Consider the following 16,763-nt stretch of genomic DNA (forward strand, 5'->3'; position numbering starts at 1 on the left):
TTCTAAGGGCTGTATGTTCGATACTGGACTTTAGTCGAGGTCCACTACCTGCCGTAGTCTGTTCCGATTCACGAAGAAATTCGTTACAATATAGCAAAGACTTTTGGAGGAGCGATTGATCATGAATTACGCACATAAAGTGCAGAGGGAAATTGCCAACTGGGAACAAAAAATGTTCAAACCGCCGGGATGGCTGGAAAAAACATCGAAAACCATCGGCAATCGAATTAATCATTTGATTCCCCCGAAGGTGCACAGCATGATTACGACCACCATACGATCGATCGTGCGCACGGCGCTGTTCGGTGCGGAATATACGCCCAGCCGTTCGGTGCAGCATACTCTGGAACTGGAGTCTGCCGATCAAGAAGCGAAAGAGTTGTTTGCCCTATACCAAAAAATCGCGGTTGCCGAAGGCGCTGGAACGGGAGCTGGCGGCATTATGCTCAGCATGGTAGACTTTCCAGCTTTAATTGCGATCAAGATGAAATTTTTGTTCGAGCTGGCGCATGTTTACGGTTATGACACCAAACACTTCTCCGAGCGGGTATTCATTCTCAAGGTTTTTCAAATGACGTTTTCGGGACCGGAAAACCGTGCCAGGTTGCTCTATTCCATCAAGCATTGGCATATGGAAAAGGAACAATGGCTCTCCGACGCCGAATACTCCCGAAATATGGACTGGGAGACATTTCAGATCGAGTATCGCGACGCCATTGACTTCCGGAAAATGCTGCAGATGGTTCCCGGGATCGGCGCTATCGCAGGCGCATGGGCCAATTACACGATTCTAGATGAGCTGAACGAATTCGCCATGAACGCTTACCGCCTGCGCAGATTGCACGATGATGTCGTGGTTATGGATTAATCCTCTCTCTCGCCATATACGTCCAGGAGGCAGGGGGGTTTGGAGAAAACAAAGGCAGCTAATCCGTAGGATTGGCTGCCTTTAGGTTTGCCTTCAATTGACATTATTTCGCGATGACCGCGCCCTTCCTATTAAACAACCTATGTGTAAAACACATCACTGTGCTCTATTGGATAATTACAAGAGATGGCCCCCTCATCCGAAATTGCGAACCCCTTCCCGAAATTCCAATACTCCTATATTTTGGTAAAACGGATTATAATCGTTTTTGTAATCACATGGATTCTAATGTCAGACAGCCAAATACAGCCGCCAACACAAAGGAGGAATGCTGTTTCAAACCCAATTACGAAGTTGCTTTTATCCCCATTCTAAAGGAGGAACTTTGATGATGCGAAAGGGAATACCTTATCTGCTGATCCTGTCGTTGCTGTTGACCTGCTGCACCCTCTTCGGTACGAAGGCAGAGGCTGCGGACTATACGCAGGGCGTCGAATTATCCGGAAGCGTAGCCACTGTATGGTTCAAATCCACCGTTAACACGAGTTGGGTCGATGTCCATTATAAAGGGAACGACGGCGTACAGCAAAATTTCAGAATGGCTTACAACGCTGGCAAATCCCGATACGAACAGGCCATCTCAGGCATTGCAGCAGGCCACGTGATTACGTATTCTTTCACTTACAATAACGGAACCCCAGCCTACGACACCGGTGTCTTTACTTACACCGCCGGTTCCACGCCACCTCCCTCTTCTTCCGGCTCCATTGATGACATTCATCCATCCTCAATTCCCATGCCGCCAAATGGCGCCGTCTCGGTGAAAATCATGAACGGTACCCATGGCGCTTATACCGACCAGCAAATATACTGGGGCGTTCTCGGTATCAATCCCGTCAACAATCAGTGGAGCTATCTGGACCTCAATGGCAATCTGATCCCCATCTCCAGCGCCTTGAATGATGCGCCGGGACATCTAACCAAGAACGGTATCAACTACGCCAACATTTATCACAAGGCCAGCGATGCTTCCTGGATCACCTTGCCCCGGATCACGTCGGGCCGAATGTTCCTTAGCGTTGGCACTCCAATGTACATGAAGACTTATAACGATGGGTTCGCCGGCCCCGATCTGAACAATCCGACCGATCCCAACCGCGACATCTATTTCGATTTCGTCGAATTCACGATTGACGCGGCGGGCTATCACGGCAATACGACCCGCGTTGACGGATTCGGTTTTCCCCTCCAGCATCGACTGATCAACATATCCGGTTCCTTCGATCAGACCGTGGGTGAGCTCGAATCCGAAACCCGAAACGGAATCTTCGCCAAATTCCAGGCGGAAGTTCCTGGTGCTTTCAAATCACTGGCCACGATTCAAGCGCCTTATCGCATCGTCGCGCCGATTCACGGTTCTTTCGCCCAGGGTGGTGCTAATGCGAACTATTTCAGCGGATACGCTCCATACAGTACACAGGATATTTTCCGTTGCGACGGCGCTTTAACGGATGCGGCAACTTGTGCAGCCATCAATCGTCACGTATATACGACTAACGACTGGAATAACGTGTCGAATTACTATCAAGCCGCACCTGCTAACTATTACGCGAAATTCTGGCACGACCACAGCATGAAACGCTTGGCCTACGGGTTTCCATATGACGATGTCAACGGTCAGGCTGCTTACCTTGAAGTGGGCGATCCGAAAGGCCTGATCATTCGTGTAGGCTGGTAAATCATCCACGATTGCTAAAGCATGGAGCCCGCCGATATACAAAAAAAATGCCTTGGTATCAATGAAGCTGCCTATCGAGCGGACCAAAGCTATTCAACATTAAGCACATTTAATCGGCAGGTATATTAGTTTTTGTTTGCCGACGGTTGAATAAATTCAAACTTCAAAAACAAAAACGATGCCATAAAGTCATCGTTTTTGTTTTTGAACTATTGAGTGGTTTGCGACAGTCCCGCTGTTTACGCATAAGTTGAAAAACAGCAGCCATTTCTCTGGATACCCATCTCTTCCGTTTTGTTGAACAACGATTACATCGCTTTCGGTACGTTTGAGTCTGTCTGTTTAGGCGAACGGATAAACATCAAGGCTAATATTGCACCTGCAAAAGCAACGATTCCAGACCAAAGGAAAGCTTGCTGAAAACCATGATTAAGTGCTGCTACAGGATTAGAATCTGATATGGAAGCAGTCGTTGATGCAGCGATCGCTACCATGATAGCAAGACTTATGGCTGATCCTATCTGATAGCTTGTATTAGCAAGTCCGGATGCCAGCCCCGCTTCATCAGGCTTAGCTCCCGACATAGCGGCCATCATAGAAGGAATATAGGCTAAAGACATTCCGAGAGCACCTAATAGTGAAGCTGGAAGTACATGAATAAGGAAGCTGCCATCCACAGGCGTATTGGTCGAGAACATAAGCATTGAACATCCGAGGGCAGTCAATCCAATCACGATGTTAGCTTTTATACCGAATCTACCGATCAATTTGCCCGTAATAACAATCATGAAGATGGCAATCAAAATCGTCATCGGAAGCAGTCCGACCCCTCCAGCGAAAGCTGAAAACTTGAGTACTTGCTGCATATACAGGTTTAGGAAGTACCATAACGGTATCCAACCGCCAGATAACATGATGAGCGCGATATTACCAGCGGCCAAATTAGGCACCTTAAAGATTCGAAGAGGTACAAGCGGTTCCTTTTTGATTAGCTGAATAATGAGGAAAAGGATAAACAGTATTACCCCAGCGATAAGTGTCCACAGGGTGATTGCTGCTCCCCATCCATTATGTTCTGCCGTTACGATACCGTAAACGATTAGAACCAATGATGCTGTTACTGAGATGGATCCTGCGACATCAATGCTTCCTTTTCTACGTATACCTTTTGCTAAAAGACCAGGAGATAAAAGTAAGGCGACTACCCCGACAGGTACATTAATTAAGAAGGTCCATTGCCAGCTTAACCACTCCGTTATAACACCACCCAGAAATACCCCTGCTGATCCTCCAGCAGCTGCCGAAGCACCCCAGAGCCCCAATGCTTTACCCAATTCTTTAGGATTACCGCTGAATAACATCATCACGATGGTTAGAGCTGAAGGTGCTATTAATGCGGAACCGAATCCTTGCAGTGCACGACCGATGTTTAGTGACTCTTCGTTCCATGCAAGACCAGCGAGTAAGGATGCTACTGTAAGGATCATAAAGCCCCACATGAACATGCGCCGTTGTCCAAAGAGGTCTGATAATCGGCCACCGAGTAGTAATAGACCACCGAAGAAAATCACATAAGCATTAAAGACCCACTGTAAACTTTCCTGAGTATATCCAAGCGCTTCTTTGATTGCTGGCAATGCAACTCCGATAATCGATGTATCCATAATCACCATAAAATTCGCAAGACACAACAATGCTAGTGCGAACCATCGTTTTGGATCTGCTTGTAAAAGAACCTGCCCTTGTTTTGACATTATATATTCAACCTCCTTTAGCTACATATCACCAGGTTCTTTTGATTCGATAAATTAACGCTCTCGACGGCCGCCTTAGAGACTAAGTTAATTTCAATCCATTATTTACCGGTGAGTTTCGTATTTATAGTATACCCCCCTACCCTATACTGTCAATAAATTTTTTTCTTTAAAAATAAGTTTTTTCATACAATCAACGAAATCAGGCCACTCAAAAAATACAGTGATAATAAAAAAAGCGCAGAACTTGAAGTTCTACGCTACCAAAATAGCGACGTGGAATGGAATTAAGAATTCTCAACTCGAGCACAGGAAATCCTTTCGCTTCAAGATACTGCCGAGTGACATATGCATTCCCACGAACCGGGTGAGGCATCCGGAACGCCATTTCATTGCTGCATACATGTTTTGGTCATGATAAAGTCCTTCTGCTCTTCATCCCCCATGTGCACTTTCTTATTTCTAAAGTCAATTGGCTTCTCCTCCCTTGTGTAATTCAATACAACCTCTTGTTCCCCTTTTTTACAAACTCCCAATCTTTTTCAACGTTTTTTCTGACCCTCTGCAAGAGATTCAACATAGTTTCCGCTTCGCTTTCGGAAAAAACCTCTAAAACAACCCTATTGGAATAATCATGTTTTCTTTTTATTAAAGGATAAACTTGTTTCCCTTTCTCTGTTGGAAAGAGTTTTTTGATTTTTTTATTAAACTGATCTTCTTTCTTTTCAATAAAGCCATGAAGTTCAAGCTTTTTTATAGCTCGGGCTGCAGTTGTTCGATCTACTTTTATCATCTCAGCTAACTTTTCTTGAATGATTCCTGGCTTTTCACATACTCGAACAAGGTACAAGTACTGTCCTTTTGTCAGGTCATATTCTATAAATTCGATATTGCTTATCGAATCTAATGCCCTTGCGATCATTCCGATCTCACGCAGAATTCCCTCCATGCATTGACTCCCCCGATATCATTGATTCGCTTGACTTATGTGCACATTGACCTCGGTTTGAGAAGAGCACGTCATTTTTAGGCTGCCATTCATGAACAAATGACCATTTCAATGAAATGTTCTGATTCATCGAAATGGTCATTAGATTGAATTTACAATCGACTCCCTAAACACGAGCAAGCTTATCCGGGTTTCGTACAGCATACATTCTGGCAAGCTTTCCGTGTCGGAGCTGTATGCATATCGCGGCCAAAATTTCGTCCCCCGAACGGATTACGAAGCCAATTTCACCGTTAAGTGGTGCAGGCTCAAAGTGAAACTTGCCCTGAATAGTTTGGAACCCGTCGAGCAATACTGAGGCCACGTGATCGCGCGTTTGAATTGGGCGCTTGTATGCTTGTGCTTTGCCGCCTCCGTCGGCGATGAATGTGACGTCTTCGGTGAGCAGAGACAACAAATGATCGATATTACCATGCTCAAGGGACATAAGGAAGCGACTGATCCATTCCTTTTCGTCCCCATCGGCCCTTACGGACTCATTCTCGGAAACCCCCATCTTGTTTTTTGCCCGGCTCATCAGCTTGCGGCAATTTGCCTCTCGCTTGCCGATCAGGTCGGCAATTTCGGAATAATCGAAGCCGAGCGCTTCACGCAGGACGAAAATCGCCCGCTCTGTCGGGGTCAGCCGCTCGAGCAATACGAGCATGGCGTAAGACAGCAGATCGAAACGGACGACGGTTGTCTCGATCGTATCCTCCTCAGGCGTCCGAATCGGTTCGGGGAGCCACGGACCAACGTATATTTCCCGCTTCTTCCGCGCCGATTTTAGTTGATTGAGGCAATGGTTGGTTACCATTTTGCATAAATACGCCTTTGGCTCTGCAAGACGTTCGGGATGTACGTCGTACGCCTTAACAAACACGTCCTGCACCGCATCTTCCGCGTCTGCCGCAGATCCAGTTAACTGATAGGCCAGCGTGAATAACAGCGCTTTATATTGATCGTACAGTTCTTCCATTCGGCGTCTCACCTTCTCTTAGCTGCAAGCTAGATCTCTTCCTTGTTTCTATAGAAGTTTACTGCCTGCTTTCCATGCAATATTCCTGAATTTCCACGCGAGCTTCCCCGTTATGATCATATTAAACCCTTGTTTGCGTCCCCACACCAATCCGCGGTTTTCCCCAAGTCCAATGCAGAAGAAATCCAAGGGAACCTTCTTGTGAATCGGGGCGGGGCGTCCCTCCAAATCGGCCAAGACAATTTTCCCCAGTCGATCCCCCTGTAGCCCGCCTTCTTTGCACGTCATTTGATCTGCTTTGCCGTTTCTCGGATCGACGATTCTCGTACAGTCTCCGATGCTGTATACACCCGGTGCCCCTTGAACGCGATAAGATCCATCCACCAGCACTTGACCGTCCGGAGTGGCAAGCCCATACTGCGAAGCTGCGGATTCGGAATCAGACCAATCGTCCATATGCACAGACCAACCGGCATACGATCACCATTGCTGACCGTCACCATTCCCGCTTCCTCTCTGATCGCCTTACGATTGTGAAGTACTGTCACTCCGCATTTGTTGAGCGTCCGTTCCAGCTTGTATCCAACTTTCTCTGGCGCTTCCGGGAACAGCCGCACTTTTGCATTCAGCAAATAGACGGAGACATCGGATAAATTAAGTCCTAGTGAAGATGCTTCCTTCTGCATCTCAATTACCAGCTCAGCGGATGTCTCAACGCCACTGATGCCCGCCCCCGCAACTGCGACGGTCATCAGTCGCTTACGTTCTTTAGGATTTGTCTCGCCAACAGCTTGCCGTAGATTGGCGCGCCAGCGCTCCCGGATGACTGCTGCGGTTTGCAGATTGGTTAAAGAAATGCCACCCCGATCAGGATCAGGGCGCCGAGCGACACTACCGACCGCCACAACTAAAAGATCATAACGAGTCCAGGCCTCATTTCCTTCTGCATCCTTATATTGAATCTGCTTCCTCCCGCTATCGACAGACGTAACCGTACCTTGCACGAATTCGACTCCTTGTGAAAAACTATAATGCATCCAGGGAATCATAATCTCTTCCTCGCCTACGGCCGGCCGGAACAACAGCATTTTACGCACATGTCCGGGCTGCTTATCCAATAGAACAAACCGAATCCGCCGTCCGTTCGCCAGGCCCCGGGTCGTTTCTTTTATTGCTTTGAGCGCTGATAGCCCTGCATGGCCGCCTCCAATAATGATGCATGTCAAGTTGTTCATCATTCCTCAGCTCCTTTACATTTTGCACATAAAACAATATAAGGCGCTGATTTGTGACATCGTAATCGTGCGAATAAGAAACGCGGGTAACTTATTTCCCGTTCGAATGATAGATTAGCTGCACAACGCCAGAGGAGAACGTTCTTGTATTAACCAGTTTTAAATTCAACCTTTTGTTAATATCCATAAACAACGGTTTTCCTTCTCCCAGAACAACAGGGTGAACAGATAATCTGAATTCATCAACAAGCCCTAAATGAATAAAAGTTGTAATAAGACTTGCTCCACCATATAACCAGATGTCTTTGCCAGGCTTATTCTTTAACGCATTTACTTCTTCAATAATATGATCATTGATGTATATTGCTTTATGATCGGTCGCTTTCTGTGTCCTGGAAAACACATATTTTTCTTTACTATGAACGATTCGCCATATTTCTTTTTCAGTATCCGTATGATCTATTTCTGGAGTGAATTGCCCCCATAAGTCATAGCTTTTTCTTCCATATAAAATGGTATCAATTTGATTTAAGAAATCTATAAACCCCATCTCAGAGTCCATAATGCACCAATCTACTTCCCCATTTTTCCCTTCAATAAAGCCATCTAATGTAACTGCTAAATCTAAAATGATTTTTCGTCTCATGGTTTGTTACTCCTTTCGGGATTTACCACTCATTATAGACCATCAATATGTCATCTTATGTCATATTAATAACAAGCCGGTTTTCTTACGATATTCCCCTTATGATTAAACTTCCATGAGAGGCGGTTCAATTTATAAATGTTTCGGTCATCCATTGTTAAAATTTCTCCTTCTCTTCGAATTGAAGGTAATGTGCGGATTGCTCATAAGCGATAAATTCCTTTGAATCAGCATCCATGCTGTCGAAATACGTTTTTGCTGCATTCGTTGAAATCATGCAGTCATATTTCCCCATAATAAAATAACACGGGATTTCAAGTTTTGTTATTCCCATCGGGGTTATCGATAAGCCTTGAAGCTCCGCCGTATTTCATGACATAATATCGCGGGGTAAACGCATCGCCACAGCCACCGATTGGCGACTTCTTGGATGTATAAAGTTATTGTCTCCCGGGGTAGGGACTATCCAGCTATACCCAACGAATAGGTAGGTTCGTTGCACCTCACCTATGCCTTTTACTATGTGGCTGTTTTTATACGTCGGCATGCTGCGGACCCAATCGTTCGAGAACTCGGTCCAATTGCCGGGTTAGATAAGGCGAAACGTCGCCAAGCCCGCTCACTGCTTCTAACAATGGGAAGGTTTGCCCGCCCCACGGACCTTGCGGATCAAAGACTTGTCTGCCGACTCGCAAGCCTCCTGCTGTCATCGAGGAGTTTAATCGTTCCAAACCTTCAACAAGCAGACCGACCGGCAGCGCTTTGTTCCTCCGCAGGGACCATTCTGCTAAATAGGACATGCCGCGCAATATATCGTATTCGAAAAATCTCGGGAAGCAAGGCTTCAGCCACTCCTTATCGATGACGTTCCCCGTTTGCTTGGAACATACAAGACGATGCTCCATTAAATAACGGGCGCCCTCATCCAAGAATGCGGCTTCCTGTTCGGTATATTCCCGGTCGGTATGCCATAAGATCGCCTCAAGCGGAGGAAGCGTAGAAACGATAGAGCTCTTTCTGGAGTATGTATTAGCATCAGGCTCGCAGTTCAGTCCGCCGTCAGGCAGCTGATGCTTTAGAAGCCATTCGCGAATCCATGGCAGTTCTCTGTCCAGATCACAGCCATACGCCATGAGAATCTTATAAAATACGGCAAGTTCGCAATGGCAGCAATCCATCTTCATCTTATCGGTTTCCGAGATTGGCTGGTCATCGACGGAAATGACGAAGGTCTGCCACACCTGAGTTTCGAGTAAATGTTTGGCTTTGGCGATCACAGACTCAGGAATCTGCCTCACTTCTCCCATTTCATAAAGCACAGACATATGCCACCAGGCTCCATCCCATTTTCGACGGGTGTGCTCACCGTGGGCGGTTTCCCATTGCGAAGTGGATTCAAGAAATCGTATAGATTCTTCAATTACCAAACGAATCGTTTGATTGGTTACCATCCTGCTATCTCCTTTTTTGTTCGCCGCGCTTTCATATAACGCGGCAAAGCTGCCGAGTCAACCATGGATCAGCAGCTTTGCTTTGTGAGCTCTGGCAATCACAATGGTTATATCACCAGAACCCTCCATCTGAATGAATAATTTGTCCCGTAACCCATTCGGATTCTTCACTTGCTAAAAAAACGATTAGCTTTGCAGCATCCTTAGGTTCACCGATTCGCCCCATCGGGAATTTTGGTAACAAGTATTCTTTCAATTCACTGTTCATCCATCCACTATCCGTTGGTCCAGGATCTACGGCATTAACCGTAATGTGAAGCGGCGCTAGTTCAATAGCAACGGATTTCGTAAAAGTAGAAACAGCCCCCTTTGTTGCTACGTATGCCAAATTCCCAGGCTGAGGCGACTTGTCTTGACCTGATACCATGTTAATAATTCGACCACCATGTTTTCCTTCTATATGACGAGCAAACTCAACCGTCAAAAGAAACGTTCCTCTAATGTTCACACGATAATGAGCATCGAGGTTATCTGCATTGATGGAACGAAAATCTACGTCAACGGAATGCGTTGCATTATTCACAAGAATGGATGGGGAGCCTAGTTTCTCATGAACCTCATCAAGCAGCATTCTCGGTGCTTCTGATTGTGAAAGATCCAATTCCATGGATTCGCACCTTACTCCATAGCTGCGGATCTCCTCCATAAGATGCTGCGACCAGTCTGCGTCATCATCCATAAAATAGTTCATACCACGATCATACTTTGACCAATGCGTGAAAAAAATGTCTGCGCCTTCTCTGGCTAATGCCCGGCATATTGCAGTACCGATACCCTTTTCTCGGCTAGCTCCAGTAACAATCGCGATCTTATTCATTAATCGTTTCATTAAAAGCATCTCCTCGCGAAAAACGCTGAACAACGTGCTAACGGAGATGTATGCTCACCATTCAAAAAAACGAACACCCTAAAAAAGGCATTCGCTCGGTGTGTTTATAGCACATGAACCCAGCGATCCTATAATGGTTTAACTGAAAATGGCCAAATGACCCCTTCAATCAAAAAGGGATCAACAAATCCATTCAACTACTTAACCATTAAAGGATATCTCCCATTTCGGTCCATGCTCCTTTCGTACATCTCCTTTCACATAGGGTATCATAATTCCAAATTGTAGTAAATTATGGTTCGGGAAAGAACTTATAGACCTCGCTTACTGCTGGGATCCCCATTTGGACTGGATAGCTTCATATTCGGATTTGGTAATCGGCAGAATGGAACCGTGACGTTTTTTTAGGGTGCCGAAATCATATTCTTCCGGTTCAGGCTTCCTCCAGCATGCTCCTGTCGGATCGCCGATGTCCGTCGTTATGATTGGCAAATATCCTCCGCTAGTTGAATATTGGTCAACGTGTAGCCCCTATTTTTCCTCGCCATTGAATTTAAAAAACTCCGGACCTTCGACATCCTTTCCCGTCAGCGTAAGCCCGAGTGACTCTAGCGTCGAAATCACTTTCCAATCTCCCATTAGTCGGTCACTTGTCTCGATGGTAATCTGCCCGTCGCAGGAAGCGCGGAAATACTTGTCGCCGGCTTTAATCATCGTTGTGTCGATAATCGTACGTTGTTCACCGCGGGTTATATAAAGCTCGGCCGGCGTAAACGTACGGAAATCCTGCGTTTTGCAGCAATAAATATGCATCCCGCGGCCATCACCGGCGCGAGCGTCCCGGCTGGAAGCCCAGAATATCAGATAATCGCCTTCTTCCTCATCATAAATCGCTTCCGGTGCCCAAGCGCAGCCCGCCTCCTCGGGAGCCAGCTCTACCATGCGCGGTTCAGACCAGTGCACCAAATCCGGTGATTCCCAGATGATCAGCGAGCGGCTGCCGGTTATCGTGGCCTGGGAATTCTGCCAACCGCCGCGATGATAAATACTAAGGTCGGTTGCAAGCAGATAGAAACAGCTGTCGTCCACGCTCCGAAGTATAAAGGGATCACGAACTCCCTGTTCCCCAACAACAGATCGCAAGACAGGTTGGTTCCGGTTCAGATCCTTCCAATGGAGTCCGTCTTGGCTCAGAGCGAAATAAATTTGCTCGCCGTCCTCCTGCTCACCGGTAAAATGAACGAACAGATATCCGTACAAAGATTCGGTATTTTTTGAATTTTGCATTGAGTGTCCATCTGCCTCCCGACTTCTTCGAAGTTTATACGATTGGAGCGCTACCGATGTTATGCTTGCGATTTTTCTTGCGATTCGACAACTTGGATGACCGCAGCCAGGAACGCAAGTGTCAATCCTTGTCCCCATCCTTGTGCCCACTTTCGGTCAATACCGAGATATCCTTCAATGTCGTTCATGACAGCCGTTCCCCCGGACACGTTCAAGACCCGCCCGTTGTCAGCAATATTGGCAAGGACGCCGTCTAATGCTTTCCGGACATGCTTCGCATGAAGCGGATTGCCCTGCATCACCATCGCTGCCGCAATACCCGCTGTCGCCGATACTTCGCCGTAGGCTTCCGGGTAATCGAGCACCGTGCCCCACAAGCCGTCCTCTTTCTGCAGCCTTTTGATCGCCGCGAGCTGATCGCGTAAAGAGCTCCATATGTGCATCATTGGAGGATAAAGATAGCCTTCCGGCAGCCCCCTTGCTGCACGCGACATCGTATAGGCCGCCCACGCGTTGGCCCTCGCCCAATGGATACCGGACATATGATCCTCATTAACGTGGTTGTAGCCGTGATACCATAGACCGGAATTCTCGTCTTGCAGGTAATGAATATGCCGCTCGAATTGATGCAAGGCGTCGTCAATGAGCGTCTTCTTCCCTAGCAGCACGCCGACCCGAAGCTCAAAGTATGCCGCCATGAACAGGGTATCCGCCCAGCACTGCTCGGGAAAATCATTATTAGCCGACACCGTATGCTGAAGCACCCGGTCTCCGAACCGCAAAGCATGATGTTCCAGATAATCGATTTTACTTAAAATGATATCCAGGTATTTTTGTTCCTTCGTCTGTTCATAAAGGGTAAGCAGCATGTGCCCCATCGCGCAGCTATTCACGGTCCATCCTTCTGGCAGGCCCGCTTCCATGTATTCCTCGACCCAATCGATCATCTGTTCCAGGTAGAAATGCTCGCCAGTCACGTCGAACATGCGGCTGACGCCATAAAATGCGACACCGCCCGGCCAGTCCCATGTCAAATCCATCCCGAACGTATAGGTGGCAACGCGCTTCGCGGCTTGCTTTAAATCTTCCGAAGTGATATCCATTTTCAGCTTCATCATACCCTCCATTTTATGTAGAGCCCCCGCTTACGGCAGGAGCCCCTAAGTTTTAGTTAGGATTATCGCGATTACCGGAATTGGCCGGCATCAATCGCTTCTTGCTTCTCGTCCAAGATTTCTTGATAGCCGGCATCGAGGAATTTCTGCTTGGCCGCTTCGTACTTCGCATCAAACTGGTCTTCCGGCGCAAGGACAATGTCCAGATACAGCTCCTGGAAGAGGTTGTTTAAATCTGCCTTATACTCGTTTACTTTCTCAAGAACTACGGTGAACAGCGGGTCCTGGATCTGATACGGCTTTATTTCTTGCCGATATTTTATCATGTCTTCGACAATTTGCTCGTAACCGGCAGGCGTCCAGTTGTTTTTGTTGGCCTTAAGCGTGAGTTCAGGCGTTTCAAATGTAGGCGCTTCCGTAATAAGCGCCCAATAGTCCTTGTTATTGTTCTGGGATAGTACGGATTCGCCCTTGAAATCCGGGTCTTTTACCGGCAGGCCATCGGAATCAAGCGTATAGTTTTCCCCTTCTACTCCGTTCTGCAGGAACATCAGGTTCTCCGGTTGGCTCATCCACTCGAGGTACATCCATACGGCTGCGCGCTCCTCCGCCGTTGATGCATGGTTGATGCCCATGATCAAGCCGAACGTCCAGTCGGCGCGGCCTTGCGGCACATTGCCCTCCGGCACACCAGTCCCTGGAGGAATGACAGCAAATTCAGCTCCCGGATTGTTCTTCAGTGTAGCTGCAAACACGTCGGTGTTGTTGGTAATGTAAAGTCCGTACGTGCCTGTATTGCCCGCAACAAACTCGGCCTTGAGCTTGTTATCATCGTCGCGAAGATAGAACTCTTTGTCAATAAGTCCGTTACGATATTGATAACTTAAGTTACGCAACCATCCTTCGGTTGCCGAGGTCGTAAAGTCCGCAACAGATAGATCTGCATAAAGTGCGTGGACCTTCGGGTCGGTCGGCCAATCCCGGAAGCCATAGCTGTAGTTGAACACATTTCGTGTCAGACCGGCCCCGGCAACGCCGATTCCTGCTTCCTTCCATTTCATTGTACTTCTCGAGCGAGGTCAAGTCCTCGACCTTCATCCCCACTTTCTCCACCCAGTCTTTACGAATGATATTAACAAAGTTGCCATAGTTGTTTAAGTCCGGACGCTTACCGAAGACAAATGTATTTTTTCCATCAACGACGCCATATTGCTGAATCGTCTCGCTCATATTGCTCCAATAGGTTGGCGCATATTGTTCAATCTCTTTCCAGTCCAACTCCTGCATAACACCTTCTCCGTAGTAAGCAAGCGCCTGTGGCATGTCATAGTGGAAAATGATATCCGGCGCCTTGCCAGCTGCGAGCAGCTGCTGATAATTCGTAACTTCGTTTGTGCGGGCGATCGGGGTGAACTTCACTTCGATATTATATTTGTCGCCGAATTCCTTCTGAATCCAGCGCGTGTAATAGTTATCGGTTACGTTCCAGCCTTCGAATGCACGCTCATACACGGGAATTTCCATGGTAACTCGTTCCGGGAAACCTTGCGAATAATCAGGATAGCCGCCTGCGGCGTTTTGGTTTGGGGTGGTACCCTCATCCGATGGAGAAGGCTCCTTCGAGCTATTGGTGCTACTCCCCGTACAGCCGGCCATAAGACCGGCAATGAATAGTAAAGCCATGAACATAGACATGATTTTCCGTTTGCTCATCGTATATCCCCCTTTTTAAATCTCATCCTATCGCTGCAAAAGCATCTCGAGCACTATTCCTTGATAGCCCCAAGCATGACTCCCTGGACAAAATACTTCTGAATGAACGGATAGACGCAAATGATCGGCAATGTCGCAAATACAACACATGCTGCTTTGAGCACTTCCGGATTGCTCAGCGAGACTTGCGTCATCTCAAGTTGAAAGCTCTCGCTTGCCTGAACAACCAAGTAATACAGTTTCAACTGCAAGGGCCTCAGATCGACATTATGCTTAATGTAGAATAGGGCATCCTGATAAGCGTTCCAGCGTCCGACCGCGTAAAAAAGGGACAGTGTCGCCAGAATCGGCTTTGAGAGCGGCAGTACGATGCTGAACAGGATCCGGAAATGCCCCGCCCCATCCATTCGAGCTGACTCTTCCAGGCTGACCGGAATATTGCTGGAGATCGAAGTTCTCAATATCAGCAGGTTGAACGCGCTAAAGGACAGCGGCAAGATGAGGGACCATATCGTATCGAGCATCCCCAGGCTGTTGATCAGCATATATTCGGGAATCATGCCGCCGCCAAAAAACATCGTAAACATAAAAATGAAGGTAAAAAAAGAACGGCCCTTAAGCTGCTTTCGCGATAGCGGGTATGCCGCACAAATGGTGACGATCATACCGATCATGGTGAACAGCACCGTAATAACAACGCTTACATAAAGAGACCTCAGGATACTCTGATCAGCGAAAACTTTGCCGTAGGCCTCCAGAGTGAAACCCGCTGGCCAGAGAAACACCTTGTTAGCAATGACGTAAGCGTCTTCGCTTAAAGATTTTGCAACGACATGAACGAATGGAAGCAAACAAGCAAGTGAGGCAGCAACAAGAAAGAGACGGATCAGGATATCCCATATGTCCAGTTTCCTGGTACGGCGAACGGCATAGCTGCTAACGGTTGTTTTCATCGCTTCCCTCCTTTCTAAATGACACCGTCTTCGCCCAGTTTCTTGGCAACCCGATCAGCAATTAATATAAGGACGAGCCCCACGACAGCTTGGAACAACCCGAGAGCGGTTGCTCGGCTGAAGTTCCCGCCTTCAATGCCCCAGCGATATACCAAAACGGGAATGGTTGTAGTGAACTCCGTAGTGGCTTTATTCGCTAAGGCAAAGACACGCTCAAAGGAACCTGCCATCACGTGGCCCAAGTTCAAAATCAGCAATGTCACGATCGTTACTCGGATCGAGGGCAGGGTAATGTTCCACATTTTCCGCCACCGGCCTGCACCATCCACGACCGCCGCTTCATACAACTCTGGGTTAATGCCGCTTATTGCGGCCAGATAGATGATCGTCCCCCACCCCATGCTCTGCCATACGCCAATGAAGACATAACTGATCAGCCAATTGACGTCTTCTTGAAGGAACGGGATGCGCGTCCCACCCAGATGCGCGATCAGATTATTGATCATACCGGTTCCTTCACCCAATAGTTGATAGGCGATTGCGCCGATAATGACCCAGGACAGAAAGTGCGGCAAATAGAGCAGGGTCTGATTTACGCGCTTGAATAGAACATTCTTGACCTCATTAAGTAATAATGAGAGCACAATCGGCATTGTAAAGCTAAATAAGAGGTCCGATACATTCAGCAGAAGCGTGTTGCGAATTGCGCGACTGAATTCGGATTTTGCGAATATGTCTTGAAACACTTCAAATCCGACCCATTCGCTGCCCCAGAATCCCTTGGCAATCTTAAAATCCTTAAATGCAAGCACGAGACCGCTCATCGGCGCGTACTTAAAAACCAACACAAACGATAGAGGAATGAGGAGCAGGAAGTAGAGCTGCCAATCCCGACGAAGATAATAGAGAACCCCCAGTTTCTTATCTGTTAAGGAGATTGAAGCGGTTTCATTTTTGGATGCAGTGACTAGACCTTTCAAAATCTCACCTCCTCCATTCACGATCTCCCCGACTCGGTTCCCTAGTTCGGTGACCTCGAGGTTGGACTTATCATATCGCCCCGATCGTCCGCAGGTAAACGCCGAATATTGATACATTTGCGTCATGATTGATTCCATATTTAGCCGATTCGATATTCAAGTGAGTG

General features: G+C 47.3%; 16 protein-coding genes and 1 pseudogene. 2 read left to right on the plus strand and 15 right to left on the minus strand.

The annotated features are described in order from the left end of the window. The first annotated feature begins 121 nt into the window (after positions 1–121). Together PAEVO_RS10175 and PAEVO_RS10180 are read left to right on the plus strand one after the other, a co-directional pair. Positions 122–868 (plus strand): EcsC family protein, encoded by a 747-nt coding sequence (locus PAEVO_RS10175; protein WP_100537431.1) that lies wholly within the window; start codon positions 122–124, stop codon positions 866–868. Between the two features lie 388 nt (positions 869–1,256). After that, on the plus strand, positions 1,257–2,606 hold the full coding sequence (locus PAEVO_RS10180; protein WP_207797465.1) for a glycoside hydrolase family 64 protein: 1,350 nt from the start codon (positions 1,257–1,259) through the stop codon (positions 2,604–2,606). Between the two features lie 308 nt (positions 2,607–2,914). Here the strand turns inward: PAEVO_RS10180 and PAEVO_RS10185 are convergent, their stop codons facing one another. The 15 genes and pseudogenes from PAEVO_RS10185 to PAEVO_RS10245 form a co-directional block, all read right to left on the minus strand. Next, on the minus strand, positions 2,915–4,360 hold the full coding sequence (locus PAEVO_RS10185) for an MFS transporter (protein ID WP_100537432.1): 1,446 nt from the start codon (positions 4,358–4,360) through the stop codon (positions 2,915–2,917). 496 nt (positions 4,361–4,856) lie between these two features. After that, on the minus strand, positions 4,857–5,309 hold the full coding sequence (locus PAEVO_RS10190) for a MarR family winged helix-turn-helix transcriptional regulator (protein WP_100537433.1): 453 nt from the start codon (positions 5,307–5,309) through the stop codon (positions 4,857–4,859). Positions 5,310–5,475: 166 nt separating this feature from the next. Then, positions 5,476–6,327: an RNA polymerase sigma factor SigJ gene (gene sigJ, locus PAEVO_RS10195; protein WP_100537434.1), complete on the minus strand. Its 852-nt coding sequence runs from the start codon at positions 6,325–6,327 to the stop codon at positions 5,476–5,478. Positions 6,328–6,375: 48 nt separating this feature from the next. Beyond that, on the minus strand, positions 6,376–6,615 hold the full coding sequence (locus PAEVO_RS34265) for a hypothetical protein (protein WP_243390712.1): 240 nt from the start codon (positions 6,613–6,615) through the stop codon (positions 6,376–6,378). Beyond that, positions 6,612–7,562, minus strand: coding sequence for an NAD(P)/FAD-dependent oxidoreductase (locus PAEVO_RS10200; RefSeq protein ID WP_243390713.1), 951 nt, complete (start codon positions 7,560–7,562; stop codon positions 6,612–6,614). The genes PAEVO_RS34265 and PAEVO_RS10200 overlap by 4 nt, the downstream gene beginning before the upstream one ends. Positions 7,563–7,653: 91 nt before the next feature. After that, entirely contained in the window at positions 7,654–8,208 is a 555-nt protein-coding gene (locus PAEVO_RS10205) for a dihydrofolate reductase family protein (protein WP_100537435.1), read from the minus strand. A 157-nt stretch (positions 8,209–8,365) separates the two neighbouring features. Then, positions 8,366–8,612: pseudogene (locus PAEVO_RS10210) on the minus strand (alpha/beta hydrolase); the annotation flags it as partial. 129 nt (positions 8,613–8,741) lie between these two features. After that, complete coding sequence (locus tag PAEVO_RS10215) at positions 8,742–9,659, minus strand: hypothetical protein (RefSeq protein WP_100537436.1); 918 nt, start codon at positions 9,657–9,659, stop codon at positions 8,742–8,744. A gap of 112 nt (positions 9,660–9,771) precedes the next feature. Further along, positions 9,772–10,548 carry an SDR family oxidoreductase gene (locus PAEVO_RS10220; protein WP_100537437.1) on the minus strand — a complete coding sequence of 259 codons (777 nt, stop codon included), beginning with the start codon at positions 10,546–10,548 and terminating at the stop codon, positions 9,772–9,774. Positions 10,549–10,872: 324 nt separating this feature from the next. Continuing rightward, positions 10,873–11,040 carry a hypothetical protein gene (locus PAEVO_RS34270; RefSeq protein WP_243390714.1) on the minus strand — a complete coding sequence of 56 codons (168 nt, stop codon included), beginning with the start codon at positions 11,038–11,040 and terminating at the stop codon, positions 10,873–10,875. A gap of 39 nt (positions 11,041–11,079) precedes the next feature. After that, positions 11,080–11,835, minus strand: coding sequence for a glycoside hydrolase family 43 protein (locus PAEVO_RS10225; protein WP_243390715.1), 756 nt, complete (start codon positions 11,833–11,835; stop codon positions 11,080–11,082). A 59-nt stretch (positions 11,836–11,894) separates the two neighbouring features. Beyond that, positions 11,895–12,950, minus strand: coding sequence for a glycoside hydrolase family 88/105 protein (locus tag PAEVO_RS10230; protein ID WP_100537438.1), 1,056 nt, complete (start codon positions 12,948–12,950; stop codon positions 11,895–11,897). A 71-nt stretch (positions 12,951–13,021) separates the two neighbouring features. Further along, the gene (locus PAEVO_RS34785) at positions 13,022–14,011 is read right to left on the minus strand and encodes a type 2 periplasmic-binding domain-containing protein (protein WP_347708107.1); all 990 of its coding nucleotides are present in this window, start codon (positions 14,009–14,011) and stop codon (positions 13,022–13,024) included. A gap of 705 nt (positions 14,012–14,716) precedes the next feature. Next, positions 14,717–15,616 carry a carbohydrate ABC transporter permease gene (locus PAEVO_RS10240; RefSeq protein ID WP_100537439.1) on the minus strand — a complete coding sequence of 300 codons (900 nt, stop codon included), beginning with the start codon at positions 15,614–15,616 and terminating at the stop codon, positions 14,717–14,719. 14 nt (positions 15,617–15,630) lie between these two features. Next, entirely contained in the window at positions 15,631–16,722 is a 1,092-nt protein-coding gene (locus tag PAEVO_RS10245) for an ABC transporter permease (protein ID WP_100537440.1), read from the minus strand. Between the last annotated feature and the right edge of the window lie 41 nt (positions 16,723–16,763).

It is taken from the genome of Paenibacillus sp. GM2FR (genome assembly GCF_002803325.1).
GTDB classification, from domain to species: Bacteria; Bacillota; Bacilli; order Paenibacillales; family Paenibacillaceae; genus Paenibacillus_AQ; species Paenibacillus_AQ lautus.